20 protein-coding genes are annotated in these 23311 nt (G+C 67.1%); 9 read left to right on the top strand and 11 right to left on the bottom strand.

What is annotated here, in order from left to right:
• Positions 1-46 precede the first annotated feature (46 nt).
• The 3 genes from FOC67_RS27850 to FOC67_RS27860 form a co-directional block, all read right to left on the bottom strand.
• Positions 47-499 carry an NfeD family protein gene (locus tag FOC67_RS27850; RefSeq protein WP_009314473.1) on the bottom strand — a complete coding sequence of 151 codons (453 nt, stop codon included), beginning with the start codon at positions 497-499 and terminating at the stop codon, positions 47-49.
• A 221-nt stretch (positions 500-720) separates the two neighbouring features.
• Positions 721-2505, bottom strand: coding sequence for a GspE/PulE family protein (locus FOC67_RS27855; RefSeq protein ID WP_003096276.1), 1785 nt, complete (start codon positions 2503-2505; stop codon positions 721-723).
• Between the two features lie 37 nt (positions 2506-2542).
• Complete coding sequence (locus tag FOC67_RS27860) at positions 2543-3907, bottom strand: inorganic triphosphatase (protein ID WP_009314472.1); 1365 nt, start codon at positions 3905-3907, stop codon at positions 2543-2545.
• Between the two features lie 113 nt (positions 3908-4020).
• Here FOC67_RS27860 and FOC67_RS27865 point away from each other — a divergent pair, with 113 nt between their 5' ends.
• The 3 genes from FOC67_RS27865 (at position 4021) to argE (ending at position 7267) form a co-directional block, all read left to right on the top strand.
• Positions 4021-4698: a TIGR00153 family protein gene (locus FOC67_RS27865; RefSeq protein WP_003096272.1), complete on the top strand. Its 678-nt coding sequence runs from the start codon at positions 4021-4023 to the stop codon at positions 4696-4698.
• A gap of 46 nt (positions 4699-4744) precedes the next feature.
• Positions 4745-6013, top strand: a complete 1269-nt coding sequence (locus FOC67_RS27870) for an inorganic phosphate transporter (protein WP_009314471.1) — start codon at positions 4745-4747, stop codon at positions 6011-6013.
• 99 nt (positions 6014-6112) lie between these two features.
• Positions 6113-7267, top strand: coding sequence for an acetylornithine deacetylase (gene argE / locus FOC67_RS27875; protein ID WP_003136032.1), 1155 nt, complete (start codon positions 6113-6115; stop codon positions 7265-7267).
• On the opposite strand, the gene FOC67_RS27880 is transcribed toward argE, so the two are convergent.
• Entirely contained in the window at positions 7240-7941 is a 702-nt protein-coding gene (locus FOC67_RS27880; protein WP_003096266.1) for a MarC family NAAT transporter, read from the bottom strand. The genes argE and FOC67_RS27880 overlap by 28 nt on opposite strands.
• Before the next feature lie 336 nt (positions 7942-8277).
• Here FOC67_RS27880 and argA point away from each other — a divergent pair, with 336 nt between their 5' ends.
• Positions 8278-9576 (top strand): amino-acid N-acetyltransferase, encoded by a 1299-nt coding sequence (gene argA, locus FOC67_RS27885; RefSeq protein WP_003096265.1) that lies wholly within the window; start codon positions 8278-8280, stop codon positions 9574-9576.
• Between the two features lie 42 nt (positions 9577-9618).
• On the opposite strand, the gene gshA is transcribed toward argA, so the two are convergent.
• The 3 genes from gshA to FOC67_RS27900 form a co-directional block, all read right to left on the bottom strand.
• Positions 9619-11202, bottom strand: coding sequence for a glutamate--cysteine ligase (gene gshA, locus FOC67_RS27890; protein WP_003141926.1), 1584 nt, complete (start codon positions 11200-11202; stop codon positions 9619-9621).
• Between the two features lie 206 nt (positions 11203-11408).
• Positions 11409-11771, bottom strand: coding sequence for a PaaI family thioesterase (locus tag FOC67_RS27895; RefSeq protein WP_042115369.1), 363 nt, complete (start codon positions 11769-11771; stop codon positions 11409-11411).
• Positions 11772-11809: 38 nt separating this feature from the next.
• Entirely contained in the window at positions 11810-14149 is a 2340-nt protein-coding gene (locus FOC67_RS27900) for a Tex family protein (RefSeq protein WP_003109989.1), read from the bottom strand.
• A gap of 188 nt (positions 14150-14337) precedes the next feature.
• On the opposite strand from FOC67_RS27900, the gene amgR reads away from it, so the two are divergent.
• Both amgR and amgS read left to right on the top strand, forming a co-directional pair.
• Positions 14338-15081: a two-component system response regulator AmgR gene (gene amgR, locus FOC67_RS27905; protein ID WP_003096259.1), complete on the top strand. Its 744-nt coding sequence runs from the start codon at positions 14338-14340 to the stop codon at positions 15079-15081.
• Positions 15082-15175: 94 nt separating this feature from the next.
• Positions 15176-16495 (top strand): two-component system sensor histidine kinase AmgS, encoded by a 1320-nt coding sequence (gene amgS, locus FOC67_RS27910; RefSeq protein ID WP_003109988.1) that lies wholly within the window; start codon positions 15176-15178, stop codon positions 16493-16495.
• A 76-nt stretch (positions 16496-16571) separates the two neighbouring features.
• Here the strand turns inward: amgS and FOC67_RS27915 are convergent, their stop codons facing one another.
• The 3 genes from FOC67_RS27915 to FOC67_RS27925 form a co-directional block, all read right to left on the bottom strand.
• Positions 16572-17495 (bottom strand): LD-carboxypeptidase, encoded by a 924-nt coding sequence (locus FOC67_RS27915; RefSeq protein WP_003109987.1) that lies wholly within the window; start codon positions 17493-17495, stop codon positions 16572-16574.
• 190 nt (positions 17496-17685) lie between these two features.
• Complete coding sequence (rimK, locus tag FOC67_RS27920; RefSeq protein WP_009314470.1) at positions 17686-18591, bottom strand: 30S ribosomal protein S6--L-glutamate ligase; 906 nt, start codon at positions 18589-18591, stop codon at positions 17686-17688.
• Between the two features lie 131 nt (positions 18592-18722).
• Positions 18723-19157 carry an ATP-dependent zinc protease gene (locus FOC67_RS27925; RefSeq protein WP_003123679.1) on the bottom strand — a complete coding sequence of 145 codons (435 nt, stop codon included), beginning with the start codon at positions 19155-19157 and terminating at the stop codon, positions 18723-18725.
• A 209-nt stretch (positions 19158-19366) separates the two neighbouring features.
• Here FOC67_RS27925 and FOC67_RS27930 point away from each other — a divergent pair, with 209 nt between their 5' ends.
• Positions 19367-19762 carry an RNA-binding S4 domain-containing protein gene (locus tag FOC67_RS27930; protein WP_003136003.1) on the top strand — a complete coding sequence of 132 codons (396 nt, stop codon included), beginning with the start codon at positions 19367-19369 and terminating at the stop codon, positions 19760-19762.
• Positions 19763-19799: 37 nt separating this feature from the next.
• Here the strand turns inward: FOC67_RS27930 and FOC67_RS27935 are convergent, their stop codons facing one another.
• Positions 19800-20603 carry a phosphatase PAP2 family protein gene (locus FOC67_RS27935; RefSeq protein ID WP_003109984.1) on the bottom strand — a complete coding sequence of 268 codons (804 nt, stop codon included), beginning with the start codon at positions 20601-20603 and terminating at the stop codon, positions 19800-19802.
• A gap of 112 nt (positions 20604-20715) precedes the next feature.
• Between FOC67_RS27935 and hslO the strand changes: the two genes are divergently transcribed.
• Together hslO and FOC67_RS27945 are read left to right on the top strand one after the other, a co-directional pair.
• On the top strand, positions 20716-21609 hold the full coding sequence (gene hslO, locus FOC67_RS27940) for an Hsp33 family molecular chaperone HslO (RefSeq protein ID WP_003109983.1): 894 nt from the start codon (positions 20716-20718) through the stop codon (positions 21607-21609).
• Positions 21610-21724: 115 nt separating this feature from the next.
• Complete coding sequence (locus tag FOC67_RS27945) at positions 21725-23266, top strand: phosphoenolpyruvate carboxykinase (RefSeq protein ID WP_003141918.1); 1542 nt, start codon at positions 21725-21727, stop codon at positions 23264-23266.
• The last annotated feature ends 45 nt before the right edge of the window (positions 23267-23311 follow it).

Genomic DNA, 23311 nt, shown 5'->3' on the forward strand with positions numbered 1-23311 from the left:
TTTTTCCGCTGCCGTACAGCCCCCGCCGGCCGGGAGCTACAGCGATTCAGGGAACGGCAGGCTCGACGTGCAGCAGGGCGCCGTCCTGGCCGGTGACCCGGACCAGGGCGCCGCGCGGCAGGTCGGGACCGCTGACCAACCACAACGCGTCCTCGACGCGCAGCTCGCCGAGCCCGCCGACGATCGCCCGGTGCAAGGGAAAGGTGCGGCCGAACAGGTCGTCGCCGCGTCGCTGCAACCCTGGCGTTTCCTCGACGCTACCGGCCTTGCGGCGACGGCGTCGATGCAAGGCGGCGACCAGCCCGGAGAGCAGGACGAACAGCCCTACCTGCCAAGGCCAGGCCAGTCCCGGCAGGAGCGCGCCGAGCGCACCGACACAAGCGGCGGTGAGACCGACCCGCAGCAGATAGCCGCCGGCACCGAAGATTTCCAGGAGCAGGAGGACTGTACCGAAGGCCAGCCAGTCCCAGAAGTCCAGGCGTAGCAGCAGGATTTCCATCGGCCGGCCCTCAGCGCCGGCTCGGCGGCCGGCCGAGCCACATCGAGCCAGGGACGCCGCTCGCGGCTCGCCGCAGGTGCGGTGCGCCGGGGCTGGGGAGCGTCGGCGCGGGGACGGCGGGTGGAGCGCTCGTCATCGTCTACATCCTTGTCTGTGGGCCTGGCAGGCCCGTCCGGCGTTGTGCCGTGCAACCGTCGGAACTCCGCCGACGGGATGTGCCGCTACTTCTGTTCGCTCTGCGGGGTCACCCGCAGTACTTCCTCCAGCGTACTGATACCCGCGGCGACCTTCTGCGCGCCGGACAGGCGCAGGCTGCGGGTGCCTTCCTTGTACGCCTGGCGGCGCAGGGCGACCAGGTCGGTGTCGGCGGTGATCAGTTCTTTCAGGCTATCGCTGAGCAGCATGATTTCATAGACGCCGGCGCGCCCGCGATAGCCGGTGTCGCGGCACTCCAGGCAACCCACGGCCTGATGCGCGCCGCTGGGCGGCGGGGCGCTCCAGGGGCGGGTCAGTTCGTGCCAGTCGCTGTCCGCCAGTTGCATCGGCGCCTTGCAGTGCGGGCAGAGCGTGCGCACCAGGCGCTGGGCCATGACCCCGAGCACCGTGGCGCGGATCAGGTAGTAGGGCACGCCCAGTTCGAGCAGGCGGGTGATCGCCGTGGGCGAGTCGTTGGTGTGCAGGGTGGAGAGCACCAGGTGCCCGGTGAGCGCCGCCTGGATCGCCATCTCGGCGGTCTCCAGGTCGCGGATCTCGCCGACCATGATGATGTCCGGGTCCTGCCGCAGCAGGGCGCGTACGCCGCTGGCGAAGGTCAGGTCGATGTTGTGCTGGACCTGCATCTGGTTGAACGAGGGCTCGATCATCTCGATCGGGTCCTCGATGGTGCAGACGTTCACCTCGTCGGTGGCCAGTTGCTTGAGCGTGGTGTAGAGCGTGGTGGTCTTGCCCGAGCCGGTGGGGCCGGTGACCAGGATGATGCCGTTGGGCTGGCTGGTCATGCTCTGCCAGCGGCGCAGGTCGTCGGCGGAGAAGCCGAGCTGGTCGAAGCTCTTGAGCAGCACCTCGGGGTCGAAGATGCGCATCACCATCTTCTCGCCGAAGGCGGTGGGCAGGGTCGACAGGCGCAGCTCCACCTCGGCGCCGTCCGGGGTCTTGGTCTTGACCCGGCCGTCCTGCGGCTTGCGTTTCTCCGCCACGTTCATCCGTCCCAGCGACTTCAGGCGGCTGACCACCGCCATGGTCACCTGCGGCGGGAACTGGTAGACGTTGTGCAGCACGCCGTCGATACGGAAGCGCACGGTGCCCTGCTCGCGGCGCGGCTCGATGTGGATGTCGCTGGCGCGCTGCTGGAAGGCGTACTGGAACAGCCAGTCGACGATGGTGACGATGTGCGCGTCGTTGGCGTCCGGCTCCTGGTCGGCGGCGCCGAGGTTGAGCAACTGCTCGAAGTTGCCGACGCCGCTGATCTTCTGGTCCGGCGAGGTGGCGCCGCTGACCGAGCGGGCCAGGCGGAAGAACTCGACGGTGTAGCGCTGGATGTCCGCCGGGTTCGCCACCACCCGCTTGATCGGTCGCTTGAGCACATGCACCAGGTTGCTTTCCCAGCCCTGTACGAAGGGCTGGGCGCTGGCGATGGTGACTTCCTCCGGACTCAGCGCGACGGCGAGGATGCCATGGCGCTGGGCGAAGGCGTAGGACATCAGCGGAGTCACCGCGGCGACGTCGATCTTCAGCGGGTCGATGCGCAGGTAGGGCTGGCCGGCGTACTCGGCCAGCCACTGGGTGAGGGTCTCCAGGTCGAGCTTGCGTCCGGGGCGCTTGAGATCCTCGACCTGCTGCGCGGCGAGGAACTCCAGCGGATGCTGCTGGTTGCGCACCGCGCTGCGGCGGATCGCCAGGCACTGTTCGGCCTGCTCCTGCCCGACCCGGCCCTGGGCGACCAGCTCGCGGAGCAGGTCGCCGAGGTCCAGCAGGCGGTCCTGGGCGGCGGTGGCGAACACGGACATGCAGACTCCCTTCGGATGATGGCGGTAGCGGCGAAGCTTATTTCATCAGCGCCTTCCAGGGTTTGAGCGTCAGCACAGTATGGGCCTGCGTGGCGCGGTCAGCCAGGCGCTCGGCATCGACAGGTTGCCGCAGCAGCTCCAGCAACTTGGCCAGTTCGCCGTAGAGGCGGTCGGCTTCCGGCAGGTCGAGCACGCCGCGCGCCAGGCGCAACCAGGTAAGCATGCGCTGCAGGCGCGGCGCTTGGTCGGGAAGCAGCTCGGGATGCTGGTGGGCGCGCGCCAGCGGCGTGGCCTGGGCTTCTTCGGCAAGGCTGCGCAGCAGCCATTTGCCCAGCGCGGCGGCGCCCTGGCGGTTGCCGCGCTCGTTGCGCGACTCGGTCCAGGCCTTGGCCAGCAGCCAGCGCGAGGCATTCAGGGAGAACAGGCCCCAGCGGGTCTCGTCGAGTTCGCCGCGGAACAGTTGCGGCGCCTGCTGGCGTAGCGTCTCGTCGTCACGGCCGCGCTCGATGCGCGGCGCCCAGTCGGCGAGGAGAGCGTCCAGCGCTTCGCGCAGCTCGCGACTGCTGGCGCGTGGCACCGCCTGGCCGAGGCTGCCGAGCAGGGTACGCAGGTCCTGCAGGTGTTGCAGCCAGTCCTCCAGCAGGCGCCAGTGGCCGTTGAAGCGATACTGTTCGGCCAGTCGCTGGCTGCTGCCGAGCAGGTACCAGGCGATGGCGGCGAAGGCACCGTCCAGCGGGGTTTCCGCCAGCAGTTTCTGCGCCGGGGGATCGACCTCGTAGCTGTTCGGGTCGAACAAGCGGTAGCCGCGCTCGGCCTTGCTGATGTCGCAGGGCATCAGCGGCAGGTCGGCGGCCAGTTCCGCGGCCAGCTCGAGCAGCGCGGCGGCATCGCCCTGGCGCAGTTCCAGCTCCAGTTCGCAGATTTCCTCCTGGTTGTCGCCGGCGACCACCTTGCCCAGGTCGAGCGCCGCCTCCACGACTACCCTGGCCTTGCCGCGGCCCCAGGCGATCTCGGCGCGCTGGCGGACGAAGTCGGTGCTGAAGATCGGCTTGAGCTGCTTCTTGTCGAGGTCCTTGAGGGCCGCCGGCCAGCACTTGTCGTCGAGTTTCTTCAGGTCGAGCTTGTTCTTTTCCAGGTACCAGTCCCACTCGTTGCGTTCGGACAGCCCGGCCACGCTCTGCCCGCGGCTCTTCAGCGTCTGGATGTACTGCTCGCCGTCGCGGCGCATGCGCAGCGCGACCTTGGCCCGGGCCAGCTCGCGGCCGGGGGTGTCGTAGTACTGGTTGTACAGTTCGCGGCGCTCCCAGCCCGATTTGTTGCGCTTCTTCAGCAACGGGTGCTCCTGCAAGGCTTCCAGGGTGGCGCGGCTGACGCGGAGTTTGATTTCGGTTTCTTTCTGCATGGGGCGATGTCCGGCTCGGGACGCCAGGCGTCCGCGGGTGAAGGTGTTCCAGATCAAAGGCGCGCGGGGTGGGTGGCCTATACTTTTCGGCATTTCCATCAGGGAGGCGTTCCATGCCGACCAATCCGTTCATCAGCCTGTTCGGCCGTTCGCCGATCGGGCCGATGCAGCAGCACATCGCCAAGGCCCACGAATGCGCGGCCGGCCTGTTGCCGTTCTTCCGCGCGGTGATCGCCGAGGACTGGGCGCAGGTCGAACAGGTTCAGCAGGACATGGTGCGACTGGAGCAGGAAGCCGATCGGCTGAAGAAGAACGTCCGGATGCACCTGCCCAAGAGCCTGTTCCTTCCGGTGCCGCGCTCCGATCTGTTGGAGCTGCTCAGTGTACAGGACAAAGTCGCCAATCGCGCCAAGGACATCGCCGGGCTGATGCTCGGCCGGCGCATGCGCATCCCGCTGCCGCTGCAGGGCCAGATGCTCGCCTACGTGCAGCGCTCGGTGGACGCCAGCGCCCAGGCGTTGCGGGTGGTCAACGAACTCAACGAACTGCTCGAGACCGGCTTCGGCGGGCGCGAGACCAGTCTGGTGGAGAGCATGGTGGAGGAACTCGAGGCGATCGAGAACGATACCGACCGCATCCAGGTCGAGGTACGCCGCGAGCTGTTCCGTCTGGAAAGCGAGCTGCCGCCGGTGGACGTGATGTTCCTCTACCAGATCATCGAATGGATCGGCGATGTCGCCGACCGCGCCCAGCGGGTCGGCAACCGCCTGGAGCAATTGCTGGCGCGTTGAGCGCCAGGTTTCTTTCCGCCTTCTGCCCGCATACGGATCCCCGCCCATGTCCTTGATCGCCGACCACGGCTTCGCCTTCCTCGTACTCGCCTGCCTGTTCGGTTTCTTCATGGCCTGGGGCGTCGGCGCCAACGACGTCGCCAACGCCATGGGCACCTCGGTGGGCTCACGGGCGCTGACCATCCGCCAGGCGATCCTGGTGGCGATGGTCTTCGAGTTCTGCGGTGCCTACTTCGCCGGCGGCGAGGTCACCGAAACGATCAGGAGCGGCATCGTCGATCCGCAGTACATGACCCCCGACCTGCTGGTCTTCGGCATGCTCTCGGCCTTGCTGGCCGCCGGGGTCTGGCTGTTGCTGGCGACGATCAAGGGCTGGCCGGTGTCGACCACCCACTCCATCGTCGGCGCGATCATCGGCTTCGCCTCGGTCGGTGTCTCGGTGCACGCGGTGCACTGGGGCGCGATCGGCCCGATCGTCGCCAGTTGGGTGGTGACGCCGGTGCTGTCCGGGCTGCTCGCCTTCGCCCTGTTCAGGAGCGTGCAGTGGCTGGTACTGCATGCCGAGGACCCGTTCCGCAGCGCACGCCGCTACGTGCCGCTGTACATGTTCCTGGCGGGCTTCATGGTCGCGCTGATGACCGTCGGCAAGGGCCTGAAGCATGTCGGCCTGGAGCTTTCCGGCATCCAGACGCTGGGCCTGGCGTTGCTCGCCGGTGGCCTGGTGATGGGCCTGGGCATCGTCCTGCTGTTGCGCATCCGACCCACTGGCGGAGCCGATCCGCGTGGCGGCTTCGCCAGCGTCGAGCGGGTCTTCGCGGTGCTGATGATCTTCACCGCCTGCTCCATGGCTTTCGCCCATGGCGCCAACGACGTGGCCAACGCCATCGGCCCGGTGGCGGCGGTCGTCGCAGTGGTCCAGGCCGGCGGCGACCTGGAACTGGTGACCCGCTCACCGGTGCCGTCCTGGGTACTGCTGCTGGGCGCGGTGGGCATCGTCATCGGCCTGGCTACCTATGGCTACCGGGTGATCGCCACCATCGGCCGGGAGATCACCGAGCTGACCCCCAGCCGCGGCTTCGCCGCCGAGCTGGCGACCGCCTCCACGGTGGTTGGCGCCTCGGCCATCGGCCTGCCGGTGTCCACTACCCATACCCTGGTCGGCGCGGTGCTCGGCATCGGCATGGCGCGCGGCATCGGCGCGCTCAACCTGCGGGTGATCGGCTCGATCTTCCTGTCCTGGGTAGTGACCCTGCCGGCCGGCGCGTTGCTGGCGATCCTGTTCTTCCTGGTCCTGCGCGCGCTGTTCGGTGCCTGAGCGCGGTCTTCGTCGGCTGGCGCAGGCGGAACCGGAACGGACGGTTTTATCCACTGCCGCGATAGGCCATGATGGGGCTCGATCCGTGTGGAGAGTCCCATGCCGTTGCCGTCTCTGAAAGACCAGTTCGGCGCGCTGATCGCCGCGTCTTCCGTCAGTTGCACCCAGCCCGAGCTGGACCAGACCAACCGCCCGGTGGTCGACCTGCTGGCCTCCTGGCTGGGCGATCTAGGCTTCCGCTGCGAGATCCGGGAAGTCTCGCCGGGCAAGTTCAACCTGCTGGCCAGCTACGGCAGCGGTCCCGGCGGGCTGGTGCTGGCCGGCCACACCGATACCGTGCCCTACGACGAAGCGCTGTGGAGCAGCGATCCGCTGCGCCTGGACGAGCGCGACGGCCGCTGGTACGGCCTCGGCAGTTGCGACATGAAGGGCTTCTTCCCGCTGGCCATCGAGGCCCTGCTGCCGCTGCTCGACCAGCCGTTCCGCCAGCCGCTGATGATCCTCGCCACCTGCGACGAGGAAAGCTCGATGGCCGGCGCCCGTGCCCTCGCCGAAAGCGGGCGACCGCTGGGTCGCGCCACGGTGATCGGCGAGCCGACCAACCTGCGGCCGATCCGCCTGCACAAGGGGGTGATGATGGAGCGCATCGAGATTCTCGGGCAGAGCGGCCATTCGTCCGATCCGAACCTCGGGCGCAGCGCCCTGGAGGCGATGCACGCGACCATCGGCGAGCTGATGGCGCTGCGCGGGGAATGGCAGCAGGCCTGGAACAACCCGCAGTTCAGCGTGCCCCAGCCGACCTTGAACTTCGGTTGCATTCACGGCGGCGACAATCCCAACCGCATCTGCGGCCAGTGTTCGCTGGAATTCGACCTGCGCCCGCTACCCGGCATGCAGCCTGAGCAGTTGCGCGAGGCGATCCGCCAGCGCCTGCGGCCGCTGGCCGAACGGCACAAGGTGAGCATCGACTACCAGCCGCTGTTCCCTGCCGTGCCGCCGTTCGAACAGGCGCAGGACAGCGAACTGGTACGCGTCGCCGAACGCCTGACCGGGCATCGCGCCGAGGCCGTGGCGTTCGGTACCGAGGCGCCGTACTTCCAGCGCCTGGGCAGCGAGACCCTGGTCCTCGGTGCCGGCGACATCGCCTGTGCCCACCAGCCCGACGAGCACCTCGAACTGGCGCGTATCGAACCGATGGTCGGCGTGCTGCGCCGGCTGATCCAGCATTACTGCCTGACGCCCGCCGCCGACTGAAGCGCGGCGTGGCCGGCGACCAGCTCGAAGCCGCCGTTGATGACGAACTGCACGCCCATCGCCACCAGCAGGAAGCCGACCACTCGCGAGATGGCGTCGATCCCGGATTCGCCGAGGAACTTCATGATGCGCCCGGAGCTTTGCAGGGCGATCCAGAAGATCAGCGCGGTGAGCAGGGTGACGGTGATCGCCGCGAGGTGGATGAACAGCGGAATGCTTCCGTAGGTGGATTGCAGCGTCGACGCCGAGCTGACCACCAGGGCGATGGTCCCCGGCCCCGCGGTACCCGGCAGGGCCAGCGGAACGAAGGACAGGTCGCGGAAGTGCGGGGTGATCTTTTCCTCGTCCGACAGCAGGTCGTGCTGGACTTCGGTCTCGTCCGGCGTGGTGGCGGGGAACAGCATGGTGAAGCCGATATAGGCGACGATCAGCCCGCCGGCGATGCGCAGGCCGGGAATGGAGATGCCGAACACCTGCATCACCAGGCTGCCGCCGTAGAAGCTGACCAGCATGATCAGCGCCACGTAGAGGCTGGCCTTGAATATCTGCCGGTTGCGCTCCGCCGGCGGTAGGCTGCCGCCGAGGCCAAGCAGCAGCGAGACGCTGGTCAGCGGGTTGGCTACCGGGAGCACGGCGAGCAGGCCGACCAGGACGTGATGGAAGTATTCGCTCATGGATTTTCCTCGTTCGCGTGGTTGCGCGCCGGACGGCACGGCGAACGAGGCAGCCTAGCGAAAAAGCGCTGCGCGAGTTAACCGGGGTTTTCGGATAGTTTTTTTCAGAAATAGTGGTAAAACGGTTCGTTCCGGCCCCAGGCCCCGTACCATGGTCGAATCCCGCCGCTGCGGGGCCGCCGAGGGTTTAAACTCGCGCGTGATCCATCCGTCTCGTTAACCAGAAAGTGAGGAGAAGCCTGTCGATGTTGCTGCGACGACGATAACGGCGCCCTTCGGGCCGTCCCGGCCGCTCACGCTTTGCTCTCGCTCACGAAACGACAGGCTTTCCCCACCATGCCCGACTACGTCAACTGGTTACGTCACGCTTCGCCCTACATCAACTCGCACCGGGACCGCACCTTCGTGGTCATGCTCCCCGGCGAAGGGGTGGAGCATCCCAATTTCGGCAATATCGTCCACGACCTGGTCCTTCTCCACAGCCTCGGCGCGCGCCTGGTGCTGGTGCACGGTTCGCGCCCGCAGATCGAGGCGCGCCTGGCCGCGCGCGGCCTGGCTCCGCGCTATCACCGCGACCTGCGAGTGACCGATGCGCCGACCCTGGAATGCGTCATCGACGCCGTGGGTAGTCTGCGCATCGCCATCGAGGCGCGGCTGTCGATGGACATGGCCGCCTCGCCGATGCAGGGCGCGCGCCTGCGGGTCGCTGGCGGCAACCTGGTCACCGCGCGGCCGATCGGCGTGGTCGAGGGTGTCGACTACCACCATACCGGCGAGGTCCGTCGCATCGACCGCAAGGGCATTGGCCGCCTTCTCGACGAGCGCAGCATCGTCCTGCTCTCGCCGCTGGGCTACTCGCCGACCGGGGAAATCTTCAACCTGGCCTGCGAAGACGTGGCCATGCGCGCCGCCATCGACCTGGAAGCGGAAAAGCTGATTCTCTACGGCGCCGAACAGGGCCTGCTGGACGCATCCGGCAAGCTGGTCCGCGAACTGCGCCCGCAGCAGGTGCCCGCGCACCTGCAACGGCTGGGCAACAGCTACCAGGCCGAGCTGCTGGACGCCGCGGCGCAGGCCTGCCGGGCCGGGGTCAAGCGCAGCCATATCGTCAGCTACACCGAGGACGGCGCGCTGCTCAGCGAGCTGTTCACCCGCACCGGCAACGGCACCCTGGTCGCCCAAGAGCAGTTCGAACAGTTGCGCGAGGCGGGCATCGAGGACGTTGGCGGGCTGATCGAGCTGATCCGCCCGCTGGAAGAGCAGGGCATCCTGGTACGCCGTTCCCGCGAGGTGCTGGAACGCGAGATCGAACAGTTCAGCATCGTCGAGCGCGAAGGGCTGATCATCGCCTGCGCCGCGCTCTACCCGATCGCCGATTCCGAGGCGGGCGAGCTGGCCTGTCTGGCGGTCAACCCGGAGTACCGCCACGGCGGGCGTGGCGACGAACTGCTGGAGCGGATCGAGGAGCGCGCGCGCGGACTCGGCCTGAAGACCCTGTTCGTGCTCACCACGCGGACCGCGCACTGGTTCCGCGAGCGCGGCTTCCAGCCCAGCAGCGTAGAGCGGCTACCGGCGGCGCGGGCCTCGCTGTACAACTTCCAGCGCAATTCGCAGGTATTCGAGAAGAGCCTGTGATCCGCCGGCGCGTCCCTGGGCGCAGGGGCGCGCCGGCTTCGCTCAGTTGCTGATCAGGCCGAGGATGCTCGCCTGGTAGGCGGCGACGAAGGTATCGAAGTCGCCATCCTGGTCGCGTTCCAGCTCCGTCTGTTCGGCCAGGGAGTCGCTGGCCATCTTCTCGAAGCGTGCCTGCTCTTCGGCGGCCAGCGGATGCTGGCGGAAATACTCCGCGTGTTCGCGGCTCTGGCGCAGGGAGAACGCTTCGAAGCTCTCGCCGCGCTCGCGCATGACCTTCAGCACCTGCGCCGAAGGCGTCAGTTCCGCATCGGCCACCTTAGCCCGCTGCGCTGCCAGCGCCGCCGCGTGGGCTTCGCCGCCGCGTGCGCGGTCGAGCAGCGCCGCGGTATCGGCGATTCGTTCGAGTAGCTCGTTGGCCCAGACCTTCAATTCCACCGGCTGGCCGCGACGTTGCAATTGCAGGCCCGGCCGCCTGCCTTCCTTGACCACGGCGAGGAAGTTGTCGGTGGCGTCGCTGCACTCGCCGTTCAGCAGCGGGCTGTCGCTGAACGCGCAGAACAGCAGGAAGGCGTCGAGGAAGCGCGCCTCGTCCAGGTCGATGCCCAGCGGCAGGAACGGGTTGATGTCCAGGCAGCGCACTTCCACGTACTGCACGCCGCGAGCGGCCAGGGCCTGCACCGGACGCTCGCCGGTGTAGGTGACGCGCTTTGGCCGGATGCTCGAGTAGTACTCGTTCTCGATCTGCAGGATGTTGGTGTTCAGTTGCACCCATTCGCCATCCTGCTTGGTGCCGACCTTCTCGTAGGGCGGGTAGGGCGTGCTGACCGCCTGGCGCAGGCTGTCGATGTAGCTCTGCAGGTCGTTGTAGCAGGGCGTCAGGCCGGCCTGGGCGTTGTTCTGGTAGCCCAGGTCGCTCATCCGCAGGCTGGTGGCGTAGGGCAGGTAGAGCGTGTGTTCGTCGAGGCGCTCCAACTGGCTCGGGCGGCCACGCAGGAAGCCGGCGTCGAGGGCCGGCGAGGCGCCGAACAGGTACATCAGCAGCCAGCTGTAGCGGCGGAAATTGCGAATCAGGGCGATGTAGGCGGCGGACTGGTAGTCGCGTTCCGATAGCTCGCTGCCTTCGGCCTGGCGCAGCAGCGGCCAGAGCCTCTCCGGCAGGGAGAAGTTGTAGTGGATGCCGGCGATGCACTGCATGGTCTTGCCGTAGCGCAGCGCCAGGCCCTTGCGGTAGACGTACTTCAGGCGGCCGATCAGCGAGCTGCCGTAGCGGGCGATCGGGATGCTCTCCTCGTCCGGCAGCTCGCAGGGCATCGATGGACTCCACAGGTACTCGCCGTCCAGTTTCGAACTGGCGAAGCGGTGGATGCGCTCGAGATCGCCCAGGGTGTCGGCGACGTCGGTTTCCGTGGGCGTGATGAACTCCAGCAAGGCCTCGGAGTAGTCGGTAGTGATCTGCGGATGGGTCAGGGTCGAACCCAGGGCCCGGGGGTGGGGGGTGAGTGCCAGCTTGCCGTCGCTATCGACTCGCAGGCATTCGCGCTCGATGCCATGCAGGCACTCGGTCAGCAGGGGCAGGTTGGCTGCGGCGCCGAGCAGAGCCAGGCGGCGGGAGAGAAGATCGCTCAAGTCGGGATTCCTTGTGATCGCGTCCCAGATCGGTCGCCCCAATATGAGGGTGGACCGAGCGGTCTACAAGAGGGAGGACGTAAATGCGTTTTCGCTTCGTCCGGGGGCCGGTCGCCGCGCCTTCGGCGGGAGCCGTCGAGGCGGGCGCCCGGCACGGATCGGGATCGCCGTTGCGCGCCACTCTGCCGCATGGCGGCCTCGCCGGTTTACAACTGGGCGAAGGTACCTTGTCCTTTCGCGACCAGTTTGTCGCCTTGCCGCACCTCGGCTTCCACCACCAGGCTGCGGCGCCCGGCATGGAGGACGCGGGCGACGCAGCGCACCTCGCCGTCGGCGACGGCGCGGATGTAGTTGATCTTGCATTCCAGGGTGACGCTCTGGCGGTCGAAACCATGGGAACTGGAGCAGGCCAGCCCCATGGTCACGTCCATCAGCGAGAACAGCGCGCCGCCATGCATGACCCCGCCGCGGTTGCGCAGGTGCGCGGCCATCGGCAGGCGTACCTCGGCGACTCCGTCGCCGAGGCTGACCGGGTCCAGGCCGACCAGTTCGCTGTAGGCGCTGATCATCTGCTCGCGGGCGGGCATCTCGCTCATGGACGGCTCCGTCACTTCTTCTTCAGTTGCTTGGCGTTGGCGAACAGCGCGGCCATGGCGTTGTTCGCCGGCGGCGCGCTCTGTCCGCGCGGGGCGCCACGCTCCTGGCGTGGCTGGCCGCCGCCGGCGGGACGCCCGCCGCGCTGGCCTTCGACCTTCTCGCCGGGGGTGTCGCTCATGCGCATGGACAGGCCGACACGGTTGCGCGGAATGTCCACTTCCATGACCTTGACCTTGACGATGTCGCCGGCCTTGACCACTTCGTACGGATCCTTGACGAACTTCTCGGACAGCGCCGAGATGTGCACCAGGCCGTCCTGGTGGACGCCGATGTCGACGAACGCGCCGAAGTTGGTGACGTTGGTCACCACACCCTCCAGGACCATGCCCGGCTTGAGGTCCTTGAGGCTCTCGACGCCTTCCTGGAACTCTGCGGTCTTGAACTCCGGACGCGGGTCGCGGCCGGGCTTGTCGAGTTCCTTGAGGATGTCGGTGACGGTCGGCAGGCCGAAGGTCTCGTCGGTGAACTTCTTCGGGTCGAGGCGCTTGAGGAACGCCGAGTCGCCGATCAGCGAGCGGATGTCGCGCTCGGTGTCGGCGGCGATGCGCTGCACCAGCGGATAGGTTTCCGGGTGCACCGCCGAGGCGTCCAGCGGGTTGTCGCCGTTCATCACGCGGAGGAAGCCGGCGGCTTGCTCGAAGGTCTTCTCGCCCAGGCGGCTGACCTTCTTCAGCTCGTCGCGGGTGCGGAACGCGCCGTTGGCGTCGCGGTGCGCGACGATGTTCTGCGCCAGCGTCGAGTTGAGGCCGGAGATGCGTGCCAGCAGGGCGGCGGAGGCGGTGTTGACGTCGACGCCGACGGCGTTCACGCAATCCTCGACCACCGCGTCCAGGCTACGCGCCAGCTTCAGCTGGGACACGTCGTGCTGGTACTGGCCGACGCCGATCGACTTGGGCTCGATCTTCACCAGCTCCGCCAGCGGGTCCTGCAGGCGGCGGGCGATGGACACGGCGCCGCGCAGGGACACGTCCAGCTCGGGGAACTCCTTCGCCGCCAGTTCGGAGGCGGAATACACCGATGCGCCGGCTTCGCTGACCATGATCTTGGTCAGCTTCATGCCCGGATATTTCTTGATCAGTTCGCCGGCCAGCTTGTCGGTCTCGCGGCTGGCGGTGCCGTTGCCGATGGCGATCAGCTCGACCTGGTGCTTGGCGCAGAGCGCGGCGAGCACGGCGAGGGTCTGGTCCCACTGGTTCTTCGGCGCATGCGGGTAGACGGTGGCCGTGTCCAGCAGCTTGCCGGTGGCGTCGACCACCGCGACCTTGACCCCGGTGCGCAGGCCCGGGTCGAGGCCGAGGGTGGCGCGCGGGCCGGCCGGGGCGGCCAGCAGCAGGTCGTGCAGGTTGCGCGCGAACACGCTGATCGCCTCGTCCTCGGCGCCGTCGCGGAGCTCGCCGAACAGGTCGGTTTCCAGGTGGGTATAGAGCTTGACCTTCCATGTCCAGCGCACCACCTCGGCCAGCCACTTGTCGGCGGCGCGGCCCTGGTTGGACAGGCCGAAGCGCTCGGCGATCATGACCTCGCATGGGTGCAGGGTGCCCGGCGCTTCCTCGCCGACCTTCAGCGAGGCGCTGAGGACGCCTTCGTTGCGTCCGCGGAAGATTGCCAGGGCGCGGTGCGACGGGGCGCTTTTCAGCGGCTCGTCGTGTTCGAAGTAGTCGCTGAACTTGGCGCCTTCCTGTTCCTTGCCGGGGACCACGCGGGCGGTCAGGGTCGCTTCGTTCTTCATGAACACGCGCAGCTTGTCGAGCAGCGTGGCGTCTTCGGCGAAGCGCTCCATGAGGATGTACTTGGCGCCTTCCAGCACCGCCTTGACGTCGGCGAAGCCTTTCTCGGCGTCGACGAAACGCGCGGCCTCGCTTTCCGGGACCAGGGTCGGGTCGTCGAACAGTGCGTCGGCCAGCGCGCCGAGGCCGGCTTCCAGGGCGATCTGGCCCTTGGTGCGGCGCTTCTGCTTATAAGGCAGGTAGAGGTCTTCGAGACGGGTCTTGGTGTCGGCGAGCTTGATGTCGCGGGCCAGTTCGGGGGTCAGCTTGCCCTGTTCCTCGATGCTGGCGAGGATCGCGCCGCGGCGTTCTTCCAGTTCGCGCAGATAGCGCAGGCGCTCTTCCAGCATGCGCAACTGGGTATCGTCGAGGCTGCCGGTGACCTCTTTGCGGTAACGGGCGATGAAGGGAACGGTGGAGCCTTCGTCGAGCAGGGCGACGGCAGCGGCGACTTGCTGCGGTTGAACGCGGCCGGAGGGCAGTGCGGAGAGCTCTTCGGCGATACGGGTGTTGATGCTGTCCATTGATCCACCTGGTAAAACGAACGAAAACGGGCCGTGTAGACAACGCCCCGCCGCAAAAGCGCCGCATTATACCTGCCAAGTTTCGCCTTGGAGGGCGGCTGGTCGGGGAAAAATCTGCTAACAATGGACAGTCCGGCCCAGCCGCTACCTGGGCGATAATGCCCGCCTGACTCATTCTGGGAGTTTCTATGTCGAACCCTGCCGCCCTGGCCGAAGGTGAAAAGATCCTCGTCGTCGACGACGACGCCCGCCTGCGCCGCCTGCTCGAACGTTTCCTCGACGAACAGGGCTACCGCGTCCGCGCGGTGGAGAACACCGAGCAGATGGATCGCCTTCTATCCCGCGAACTGTTCCAGCTGGTTGTGCTCGACCTGATGCTTCCCGGCGAGGACGGCCTCACTGCCTGCCGCCGCCTGCGCGAACAGAACAACCAGGTGCCGATCATCATGCTCACCGCCAAGGGCGACGAGGGCAGCCGCATCCAGGGCCTGGAACTGGGCGCCGACGACTACCTGGCCAAGCCGTTCAACCCGCGCGAACTGCTGGCGCGGATCAAGGCCGTGCTGCGCCGCCAGGCACCGCTGGTGCCCGGCGCGCCTGCCGGTGCCGACGAGGTGGTGACCTTCGGCGACTACCAGCTGTTCCTCGCCACCCGCGAACTGAAGAAGGGCGACGAGGTACACATGCTGACCACCGGCGAGTTCGCCGTGCTCAAGGCCCTGGTGCAGCACGCCCGCGAACCGCTGACCCGGGACAAGCTGATGAACCTCGCCCGTGGCCGCGAGTGGGATGCCCTGGAGCGTTCCATCGACGTGCAGATCTCGCGCCTGCGCCGGCTGATCGAGCCGGATCCGTCCAAGCCGCGCTATATCCAGACGGTCTGGGGCGTCGGCTACGTGTTCGTGCCGGACGGCAACGCGCGCAAGGCCTGAGTCTCCGCGCGGCCGGTGCAGCGATGCACCGGCCGCGTCGTCTTACCCGCAACAGGCGTCGGCCCCGTCCGCCGGCGCGCAACCGGTCCGATCGATGAAAACGCCGCTCTGGTTCCCGCAAAGCTTCTTCGCCCGCACCCTCTGGCTGGTGCTGATCGTCGTGCTGTTCTCCAAGGCGCTGACCCTGGTCTACCTGCTGATGAACGAGGACGTGATCGTCGACCGCCAGTACAGCCACGGCGCGGCGCTGACCATCCGCGCGTTCTGGGCTGCCGACGAGGAGTCGCGCGCGGCCATCGCCAAGGCTTCCGGCCTGCGCTGGGTGCCGAGCAGCGCCGACCAGCCCGGCGAGCAGCACTGGCCGTACACGGAAATCTTCCAGCGACAGATGCAGATGGAGCTGGGGCCGGACACCGAGACCCGCCTGCGTATCCACCAGCCGTCGCAGCTCTGGGTGCGCGCACCGAGCCTCGGCGAAGGCTGGCTGGCGGTGCCGCTGTATCCGCATCCCTTGCGTGGCCAACGGATCTGGAGCGTGCTCGGCTGGTTCCTCGGCATCGGCCTGCTCTCCACCGCTGCCGCCTGGATCTTCGTCCGCCAGCTCAGCCAGCCGCTCAAGCGCCTGGTGGTCGCCGCCCGCCAGTTCGGCCAGGGGCGCAGCGTGCGTCTGCCGCTGGGGCCGGAGACGCCGAGTGAAATGGCCGAGGTGTATCGCGCCTTCAACCAGATGGCCGAGGACATCGAGCAGGGCGGGCGCGAACGCGAATTGATGTTGGCCGGTGTCTCCCACGACCTGCGCACCCCGCTGACACGCCTGCGCCTGTCGCTGGAGTTGCTGCCGGAGAGCGAACGGGAGATGGTCGAGGACATGGTCCGCGACATCGAGGACATGGATGCGATCCTCGACCAGTTCCTCGCCTTCATCCGCGACGGCCGCGACGAGCCGGTGGAGGAGGGCGACCTGACCGACCTGGTGCGCGAGGTGGTGGCACCGTTCAACCAGACTCGCGAGCAGGTGCGCATGGCCTTGCAGCCGGTACCGGCGATGCCGTTGCGGCGGGTGTCGATGAAGCGTCTGCTGGGCAACCTGATCGACAATGCCCTGAACCACGGTGGCGGCTCGGTGGAGGTGGCCAGCTACGTGGCCGGCGAAAGCGCGGCGCCCTACGTGGTGCTGAGTGTGCTCGATCGCGGCCAGGGCATCGATCCCGCGGAAGTGGACAGCATCTTCAATCCCTTCATCCGCGGCGACAAGGCGCGTGGCGGCAAGGGCACCGGCCTCGGCCTGGCGATCGTCAAGCGCATCGCCGCCCAGCACGGCGGCAGCGTCGAACTGCGCAACCGCGATGGCGGCGGCCTGGAAGCGCGGGTCTGCCTGCCGCTGGGGTTGCTGCTACCGCGCGGCGCGGCCTGATACCCGACGGGTTTGTGCCGTTCCAGCGGCACTTCCCAACCCCTCTCGCGCTTACGGAGAGGGGCGCGCCCCGTCCCTACCAGCGCAACCGGTTTCCCTCGAGCACCGCGGTCTTCCCGTAAGGCCAGGCTCGGTTCTGCGCACCATGCCCGCTGGGCAGGTGGTGGTAGAGCGGCACCTCGATGGCGGCGGCGTATTCGCCGAAGATCCGCTCCAGGCTGTGGGCGACTTCCTTGCGCGGGCAATCGGTGAACGAGCCCAGGCAGATCGCGCCGAGCTGGCGCGCGTCGATGCTTTCGAGCAATTGCCAGAGGCTGCGCTCCAGGCGGTAGTAGGGTTCGCCGACGTCCTCCAGGACCAGGATCGACCCCGCCGGGGCGTGCAGGCCGCCGAGGGTGCCGGCCATGCAGGCCAGGGCGGTGAGGTTGCCGCCGATCAGCGCGCCTTCGACGCGTTGCTTGTGTCCGCCGAGGTGCTGCACCGGGAGTTCATGGTCGATTCCGGCCAGCAAGCGGCTGACCGAGGCCAGAGAGGCTAGCCGCTCCTGCTGCTCGCGGGGGGCGCTCAGCGGCGACAGACCGAGTCCGGTGGCCACCGGGCCGTGGATCGCAGGCAGGCCGTGGCGGTGGAAAGCGCTGAGCAACACCGAGATGTCGGAGAAACCGATCAGTGGCCGCGGCGAGGCCGCCTGCAGGCGCCCCCAGTCCAGGCCCGGCAGCAACTGGCCGCAGCCGTAGCCGCCGCGCAGGCACCAGACCGCGGTGATGTCCGGCATGTCGAAGGCGTTGTGCAGGTCTTCCAGGCGCTGCTCGACGGTCCCGGCGAGGTAGCGGTAGCGGGCTTCGACGTGGCGGCCGAGATGGTAGTCCACGCCGTGCACTTCCAGTTGCCGCAGGGTCGCCTCCAGCACGTCGGTGGCGATGGCCGAGGCTGGCGCGATCAGCGCCACCCGGCCGTCGATGGGCTGCCAGGTCTGGTCGGAGGAGGGACGAGGGGTCATGCGGCGATTCCATGAAGCGTCAGGAAAGGATTCGAGTGCCGGAAGAGCCCGGGGTTCGGCGGGGTTTCCGGCATCGGTTGCGGCGGTGCTTCATTCAAGCGTGGCATGGACCTTCTGTCGAGGCCGGGATCGCCAGCGTAATGCGGTGCGTCCGATGCGCTGGGACAACGCATGCGTTGTCTGGTCCGGCTCACCCCTTTCCCTTCGTCCTGGCCAGGTGGGGGCCGCCGTTCTTTTCCAGGTACTGGATGATGATTCCGGCGATGTCCTTGCCGGTGGTGGATTCGATACCTTCCAGGCCCGGCGAGGAGTTCACCTCCATTACCAGCGGACCATGGTTGGAGCGCAGGATGTCCACCCCGGCGACGTTCAGGCCCATCACGCGGGCGGCGCGGATGGCGGTCATGCGTTCTTCCGGGGTTATCTTGATCAGGCTGGCGGTGCCGCCGCGGTGCAGGTTGGAGCGGAACTCGCCGGGCGCTGCCTGGCGCTTCATCGAGGCGATCACCTTGTCGCCGACCACGAAGCAGCGGATGTCGGCGCCGCCGGCTTCCTTTATGTACTCCTGGACCATGATGTTGTGCTTGAGCCCCATGAAAGCCTCGAGCACCGATTCGGCGGCCTTCTCGGTTTCGCAGAGGACCACGCCGATGCCCTGGGTGCCCTCCAGCAGCTTGATCACCAGCGGTGCGCCACCGACCATCTCGATCAGGTCCGGGACATCGTCCGGGGAGTGGGCGAAGCCGGTCACCGGCAGGCCGATGCCCTTGCGCGAGAGCAGTTGCAGCGAGCGCAGCTTATCCCGCGAGCGAGCGATGGCGACCGACTCGTTGAGCGGGAACACGCCCATCATCTCGAACTGGCGCAATACCGCGCAGCCGTAGAAGGTCACCGAGGCGCCGATGCGCGGGATCACCGCGTCGAAGCCCTCCAGCGGTTGTCCCCGGTAGTGGATCTGCGGCTTGTGGCTGGCGATGTTCATGTAGGCGCGCAGCGTATCGATGACCACCATTTCATGGCCGCGCTCCCGCCCGGCCTCCACCAGGCGACGGGTCGAGTAGAGCCGGGGATTGCGCGACAGCACGGCGATTTTCATTCAGCACCTGTGGATGGGTTGGACCGGCTGGCGGGCAGCGGCGGCGAGGCTGTGGGTTGTCGTCGCGGCAGGCATTGGACCGGCCGTTTCGGGAATGGATGGAGGTTGGACAGGTGCTGCCGGCGAATGGCTCAAACCGGACTCCCGTCGAGCAGGTTGATGCCCGTCGCCGCGGGCAGGGCGGCCGGCGACTCGGGACGATCCTGGACGTAGGCCAGGGCCGGGTTGACCACCAGTTGCCCGGCGATCAGCGCCTTGGAGCCGAGCAGCACGCGATAGCGCATGGACTTGCGGCAGGCCAGGGTGAACTCCACCGGCCACATGCGATCGCCCAGCGCCAGGGTGGTGCGGATCACGTAGCGGGTCTGGGCCTGGCCGTTGGAGCTGCGAATGGTCTTGCGCGCGACCATCGGCGCTTCGCAACGGTGCCGGCGCTGTACCAGCGTGCCGAGGTGGGCGGTGAAGCGCACCCACTTCTCGCCGTCGCGCTCGAAGGGAACGATGTCCGAGGCATGCAGGCTGGAGGTGCTGGCGCCGGTGTCGATCTTCGCGCGCAGCCCGACCATGCCCAGTTCGGGAAAGGCGATCCACTCGCGCAGACCGATGACGGAAAGCTGGTCGAATGTCTTCACGGGTAGGCATTCCAGGCGTTTTGCCGGCATTCTAGCAGGGCTATGGGCGGCCGCCAGACGGCTGCCCGAGGATGCCGAAGACGAACCTAGCGGCTGTCGATGACAGTCGCGAGACAGCGGCGGAACGAATACGGGAAATGCCAGTGAGCGAGAAAGACGACGACAAGGTGCGCCTGGACAAGTGGCTCTGGGCGGCGCGCTTCTTCAAGACCCGGGCGCTGGCCAAGGCCGCGATAGAGGGCGGCAAGGTGCATTGCCGGGGCGAGCGGTGCAAGCCGAGCAAGGAACCCAGGGTAGGGGAGGAATTGACCATTCGTACGGGCTTCGACGAGCGAACCGTGACGATTCGCGCGCTTTCCGTAGTCCGGCGTGGCGCGCCGGAGGCCCAGGCTCTCTACGAGGAAACCGCGGACAGCGTGGAAAGCCGCGAGCGCGCGGCGGCCATGCGCAAGGCCGGGGCGCTGGGCGTACAGACCGAGGGGCGGCCGAGCAAGAAGCAGCGGCGGCAGATCCACCAGTTGCGCGGCGGCCAGGACTGAGAAGCGCCGATCTCCCGCAGGGGAGACCGGGATGGCCTCAGGCCGAGTCGCGGACCACGCCGAGGCGGCCGATCAGCGGCAATTTCGCCAGCAGGCGGAACAGCGGTTCGGTCACCTGCACCAGCCAGCCGCTGGCCTTCGCCGCCAGCGGTGTGTAGCAGCCCCAGGCGAGGGCCAGCAGGGCCATCTGCAGGCCGCCGATGTAGTCGTCCTGGCCCCAGTGCGCGCCGGCTACCAGGCGCGGCAGCATGAACAGCACGGCCAGGGTCCAGATCAGCAGGAACTGCCCGGCGCGGCGGGCGAACAGCGACATGAACAGCGCCCAGACCAGCAGCACCGAGGCGTGGTCGCCGGGGAAGCTGCGCTTGGAGCGGTCCTTGATTTCCCACACGCGTTCCCAGTCCGGGAAGTGGTCGCTGAGGTGGATGGCCTTGTCCATCAGCATCGACAGGCTGGCGTGCTGCCAGTGCAGGTGGTGGGCGATCTTGGCGTAGAGCACGCGGATCACCACCAGGATCAGCAGGGTCACGATGAAGCCGAAGGTCAGCCGCCGTACCTGGTTCGCTGGCAGCAGCCAGTCGCCGCGAATCAGCAGGCAGAGCAGGATCACCCCGACCACCGCGTCGAACGGTCGGGTACTGAGCAGGCCCCAGAGTTTCAGCCAGGTTTCGTTGAGGGCGAGGGAGCCGTTGAGCTTGTCGAAGAGCCAGAAGTCGAAGCCGTTCATCAGCTCGCGGGTGGGGCCCCAGAGCCACAGGATCAGCAGCAGGAGCGCCAGAAGATGACAGGTGGCGAACTTGCGCCATTGCCAGGCCGCTTGGAACGGAGAGGCATTATCCATAAAATCGTTTCCCCCTATCGGCGCCGGGTCGGCGTACGACTGTCACGAAGCGCGCTTTTATAGGCCTTTGTCACTCACTTGTCATTCCCTCATTCGTAGCGTTGTGTCCCGCATGTCCCATTCAGATCAGAGCCAGCGTTTCCTTTTCGACGATACCGACGTGCGCGGCGAGATGGTCGATCTCGAGCGTAGCTACAGCGAAGTGCTGGCCAAACATCCCTATCCGGAACCGGTCGCGCAACTGCTCGGGGAGATGCTCGCGGCGGCCTCGCTGCTCTGCGGCACGCTCAAGTTCGACGGCCTGCTGGTATTGCAGGCGCGCTCCAGCGGCGCGGTTCCGCTGTTGATGGTGGAGTGTTCCAGCGACCGCCAGGTGCGTGGCCTGGCCCGCTATTCGGCGGAGTCCATCGGCGCCGACGCCGGCATGCAGGAACTGATGCCCGAAGGCGTGCTGACCCTCACCGTGGACCCGGTCAAGGGCCAGCGCTACCAGGGGATCGTCGCCCTGGAGGGGGTGAACCTGGCGGAATGCCTGTCCAACTACTTCGCCAGCTCGGAACAGCTGCCGACCCGTTTCTGGCTCAACGCCAACGGCCGCCGCGCCCGCGGCCTGCTGCTGCAGCAGCTTCCCGCCGACCGCCTGAAGGACCCCGAGGCCCGCGAGGCCAGTTGGCAGCACCTGACCACCCTGGCCGACACGCTGACCGCCGAAGAGCTGCTGGCGCTGGACAACGAGACCGTCCTGCACCGCCTCTACCACGAGGAAACCGTGCGCCTGTTCGAGCCGCAACCGCTGGTCTTCCATTGCAGTTGCTCGCGGGAACGTTCGGCCAACGCCCTGGTCAGTCTCGGGCAGGCCGACTGCGAGCGGCTGCTCGAGGAGGAGGAAGGCTCGATCACCATCGACTGCCAGTTCTGCAACCAGCGCTACCTGTTCGACGCCTCCGACGTCGCCCAGTTGTTCGCTGGCGCTGGCAGCCAGGGGCCTTCCGAGACCCGCCACTGACGATTTTTCATCCAGCGGGCTTTTCTGGCATAATCCCGCCACTTTTTTCCTGTAGTGAGTTTTTTGAAGCGCTACGAAGTTTGGAGGACTCGGCCTCTGGCCGACGGGGAACCACATGACGCAAGCCAACAACGCCGTGTACACCGATATCAGCGCCGCCCAACTGGTAGAAGAAGCCATTCGCCGCGGTGAGGGCGAACTGGCCGCCAACGGCTCGCTGGTCGTACGCACCGGCCATCGCACCGGCCGTTCGCCGGTCGACCGTTTCATCGTCGAAGAGCCGAGCACCAAGGACGCGATCGCCTGGGGCAACATCAACCGTCCGTTCCCGGCCGACAAGTTCGATGCGCTGTGGGCCCGCGTGGAAGCGTTCAACAACGCCCAGGACCATTTCGTTTCCCATGTTCATGTAGGTTCCGCCGAGGCTTACTACCTGCCGGTGAAGATGACCACCGCTACCGCCTGGCAGAATCTGTTCGGCCGTTGCCTATTCATCGAGCCGGAGCAGTACAACCCGGCCGGCAAGGACGAGTGGCAGGTCCTCAATGTCGCCAACTTCGAATGCGTGCCCGAGCGCGACGGCACCAACTCCGACGGTTGCGTGATCCTCAATTTCGCCCAGAAGAAAGTGCTGATCGCAGGCATGCGCTATGCCGGCGAGATGAAGAAAGCCATGTTCTCCGTGCAGAACTTCCTGCTGCCCGAGCGCGACGTGCTGCCGATGCACTGCGCTGCCAACATCGGCGAAGCGGGCGATGTGACCCTGTTCTTCGGCCTGTCCGGCACCGGCAAGACCACCCTGTCCGCTGATGAAAGCCGTTACCTGATCGGTGACGACGAGCACGGCTGGGGCGAGGGCGTGGTGTTCAACGTCGAAGGCGGTTGCTATGCCAAGTGCATCGACCTGTCCGAGAAGAACGAGCCGGTCATCTGGAAAGCCATCAAGTTCGGCGCCGTGCTGGAGAACGTGGTTCTCGACGAAGAGCGCGTGCCCAACTACGCCGATGACAGCCTGACCCAGAACAGCCGCGCCGCCTACCCGCTGGAGCACGTCGAGAAGCGTTCGGAGAAGAACCTCGGCGGCGAGCCCAACGCGGTGATCTTCCTGACCTGCGACCTGACCGGCGTACTGCCGCCGGTATCGATCCTGAACAATGAGCAGGCGGCCTACCACTTCCTGTCCGGCTACACCGCGCTGGTCGGCTCCACCGAGATGGGTTCCGGCGGCGGTATCAAGTCGACCTTCTCCACCTGCTTCGGTGCTCCTTTCTTCCCGCGTCCGGCCGGTGTCTACGCCGAGCTGCTGATCAAGCGTATCAAGGCCTTCGGCTCCAAGGTCTACCTGGTCAACACCGGCTGGACCGGCGGTGGCTACGGCGTCGGCAAGCGCTTCAACATCCCGACCACCCGTGGCGTGATCGCGGCGATCCAGAGCGGCGCGCTGATCGGCGCGGAAACCGAGCACCTGGACATCATCAACCTGGACGTGCCGAAGGTCGTTCCGGGCGTCGAGACCAATCTGCTCAACCCGCGCAATACCTGGGCCGACAAGGCTGCCTACGACGAGGCGGCGAAGGGCTTGGCCAAGCAGTTCATCGAAAACTTCAAGAAATTCGAGGTTTCCGACGCGATCAAGGCCGCCGGCCCGCAGCTGTAAGCCACGTTTCGGCACCATGAAAAAACCGCCTTCGGGCGGTTTTTT

Origin of the sequence: Pseudomonas sp. FDAARGOS_761, assembly GCF_013343155.1 — a bacterium.
Lineage (GTDB): Bacteria > Pseudomonadota > Gammaproteobacteria > Pseudomonadales > Pseudomonadaceae > Pseudomonas > Pseudomonas aeruginosa.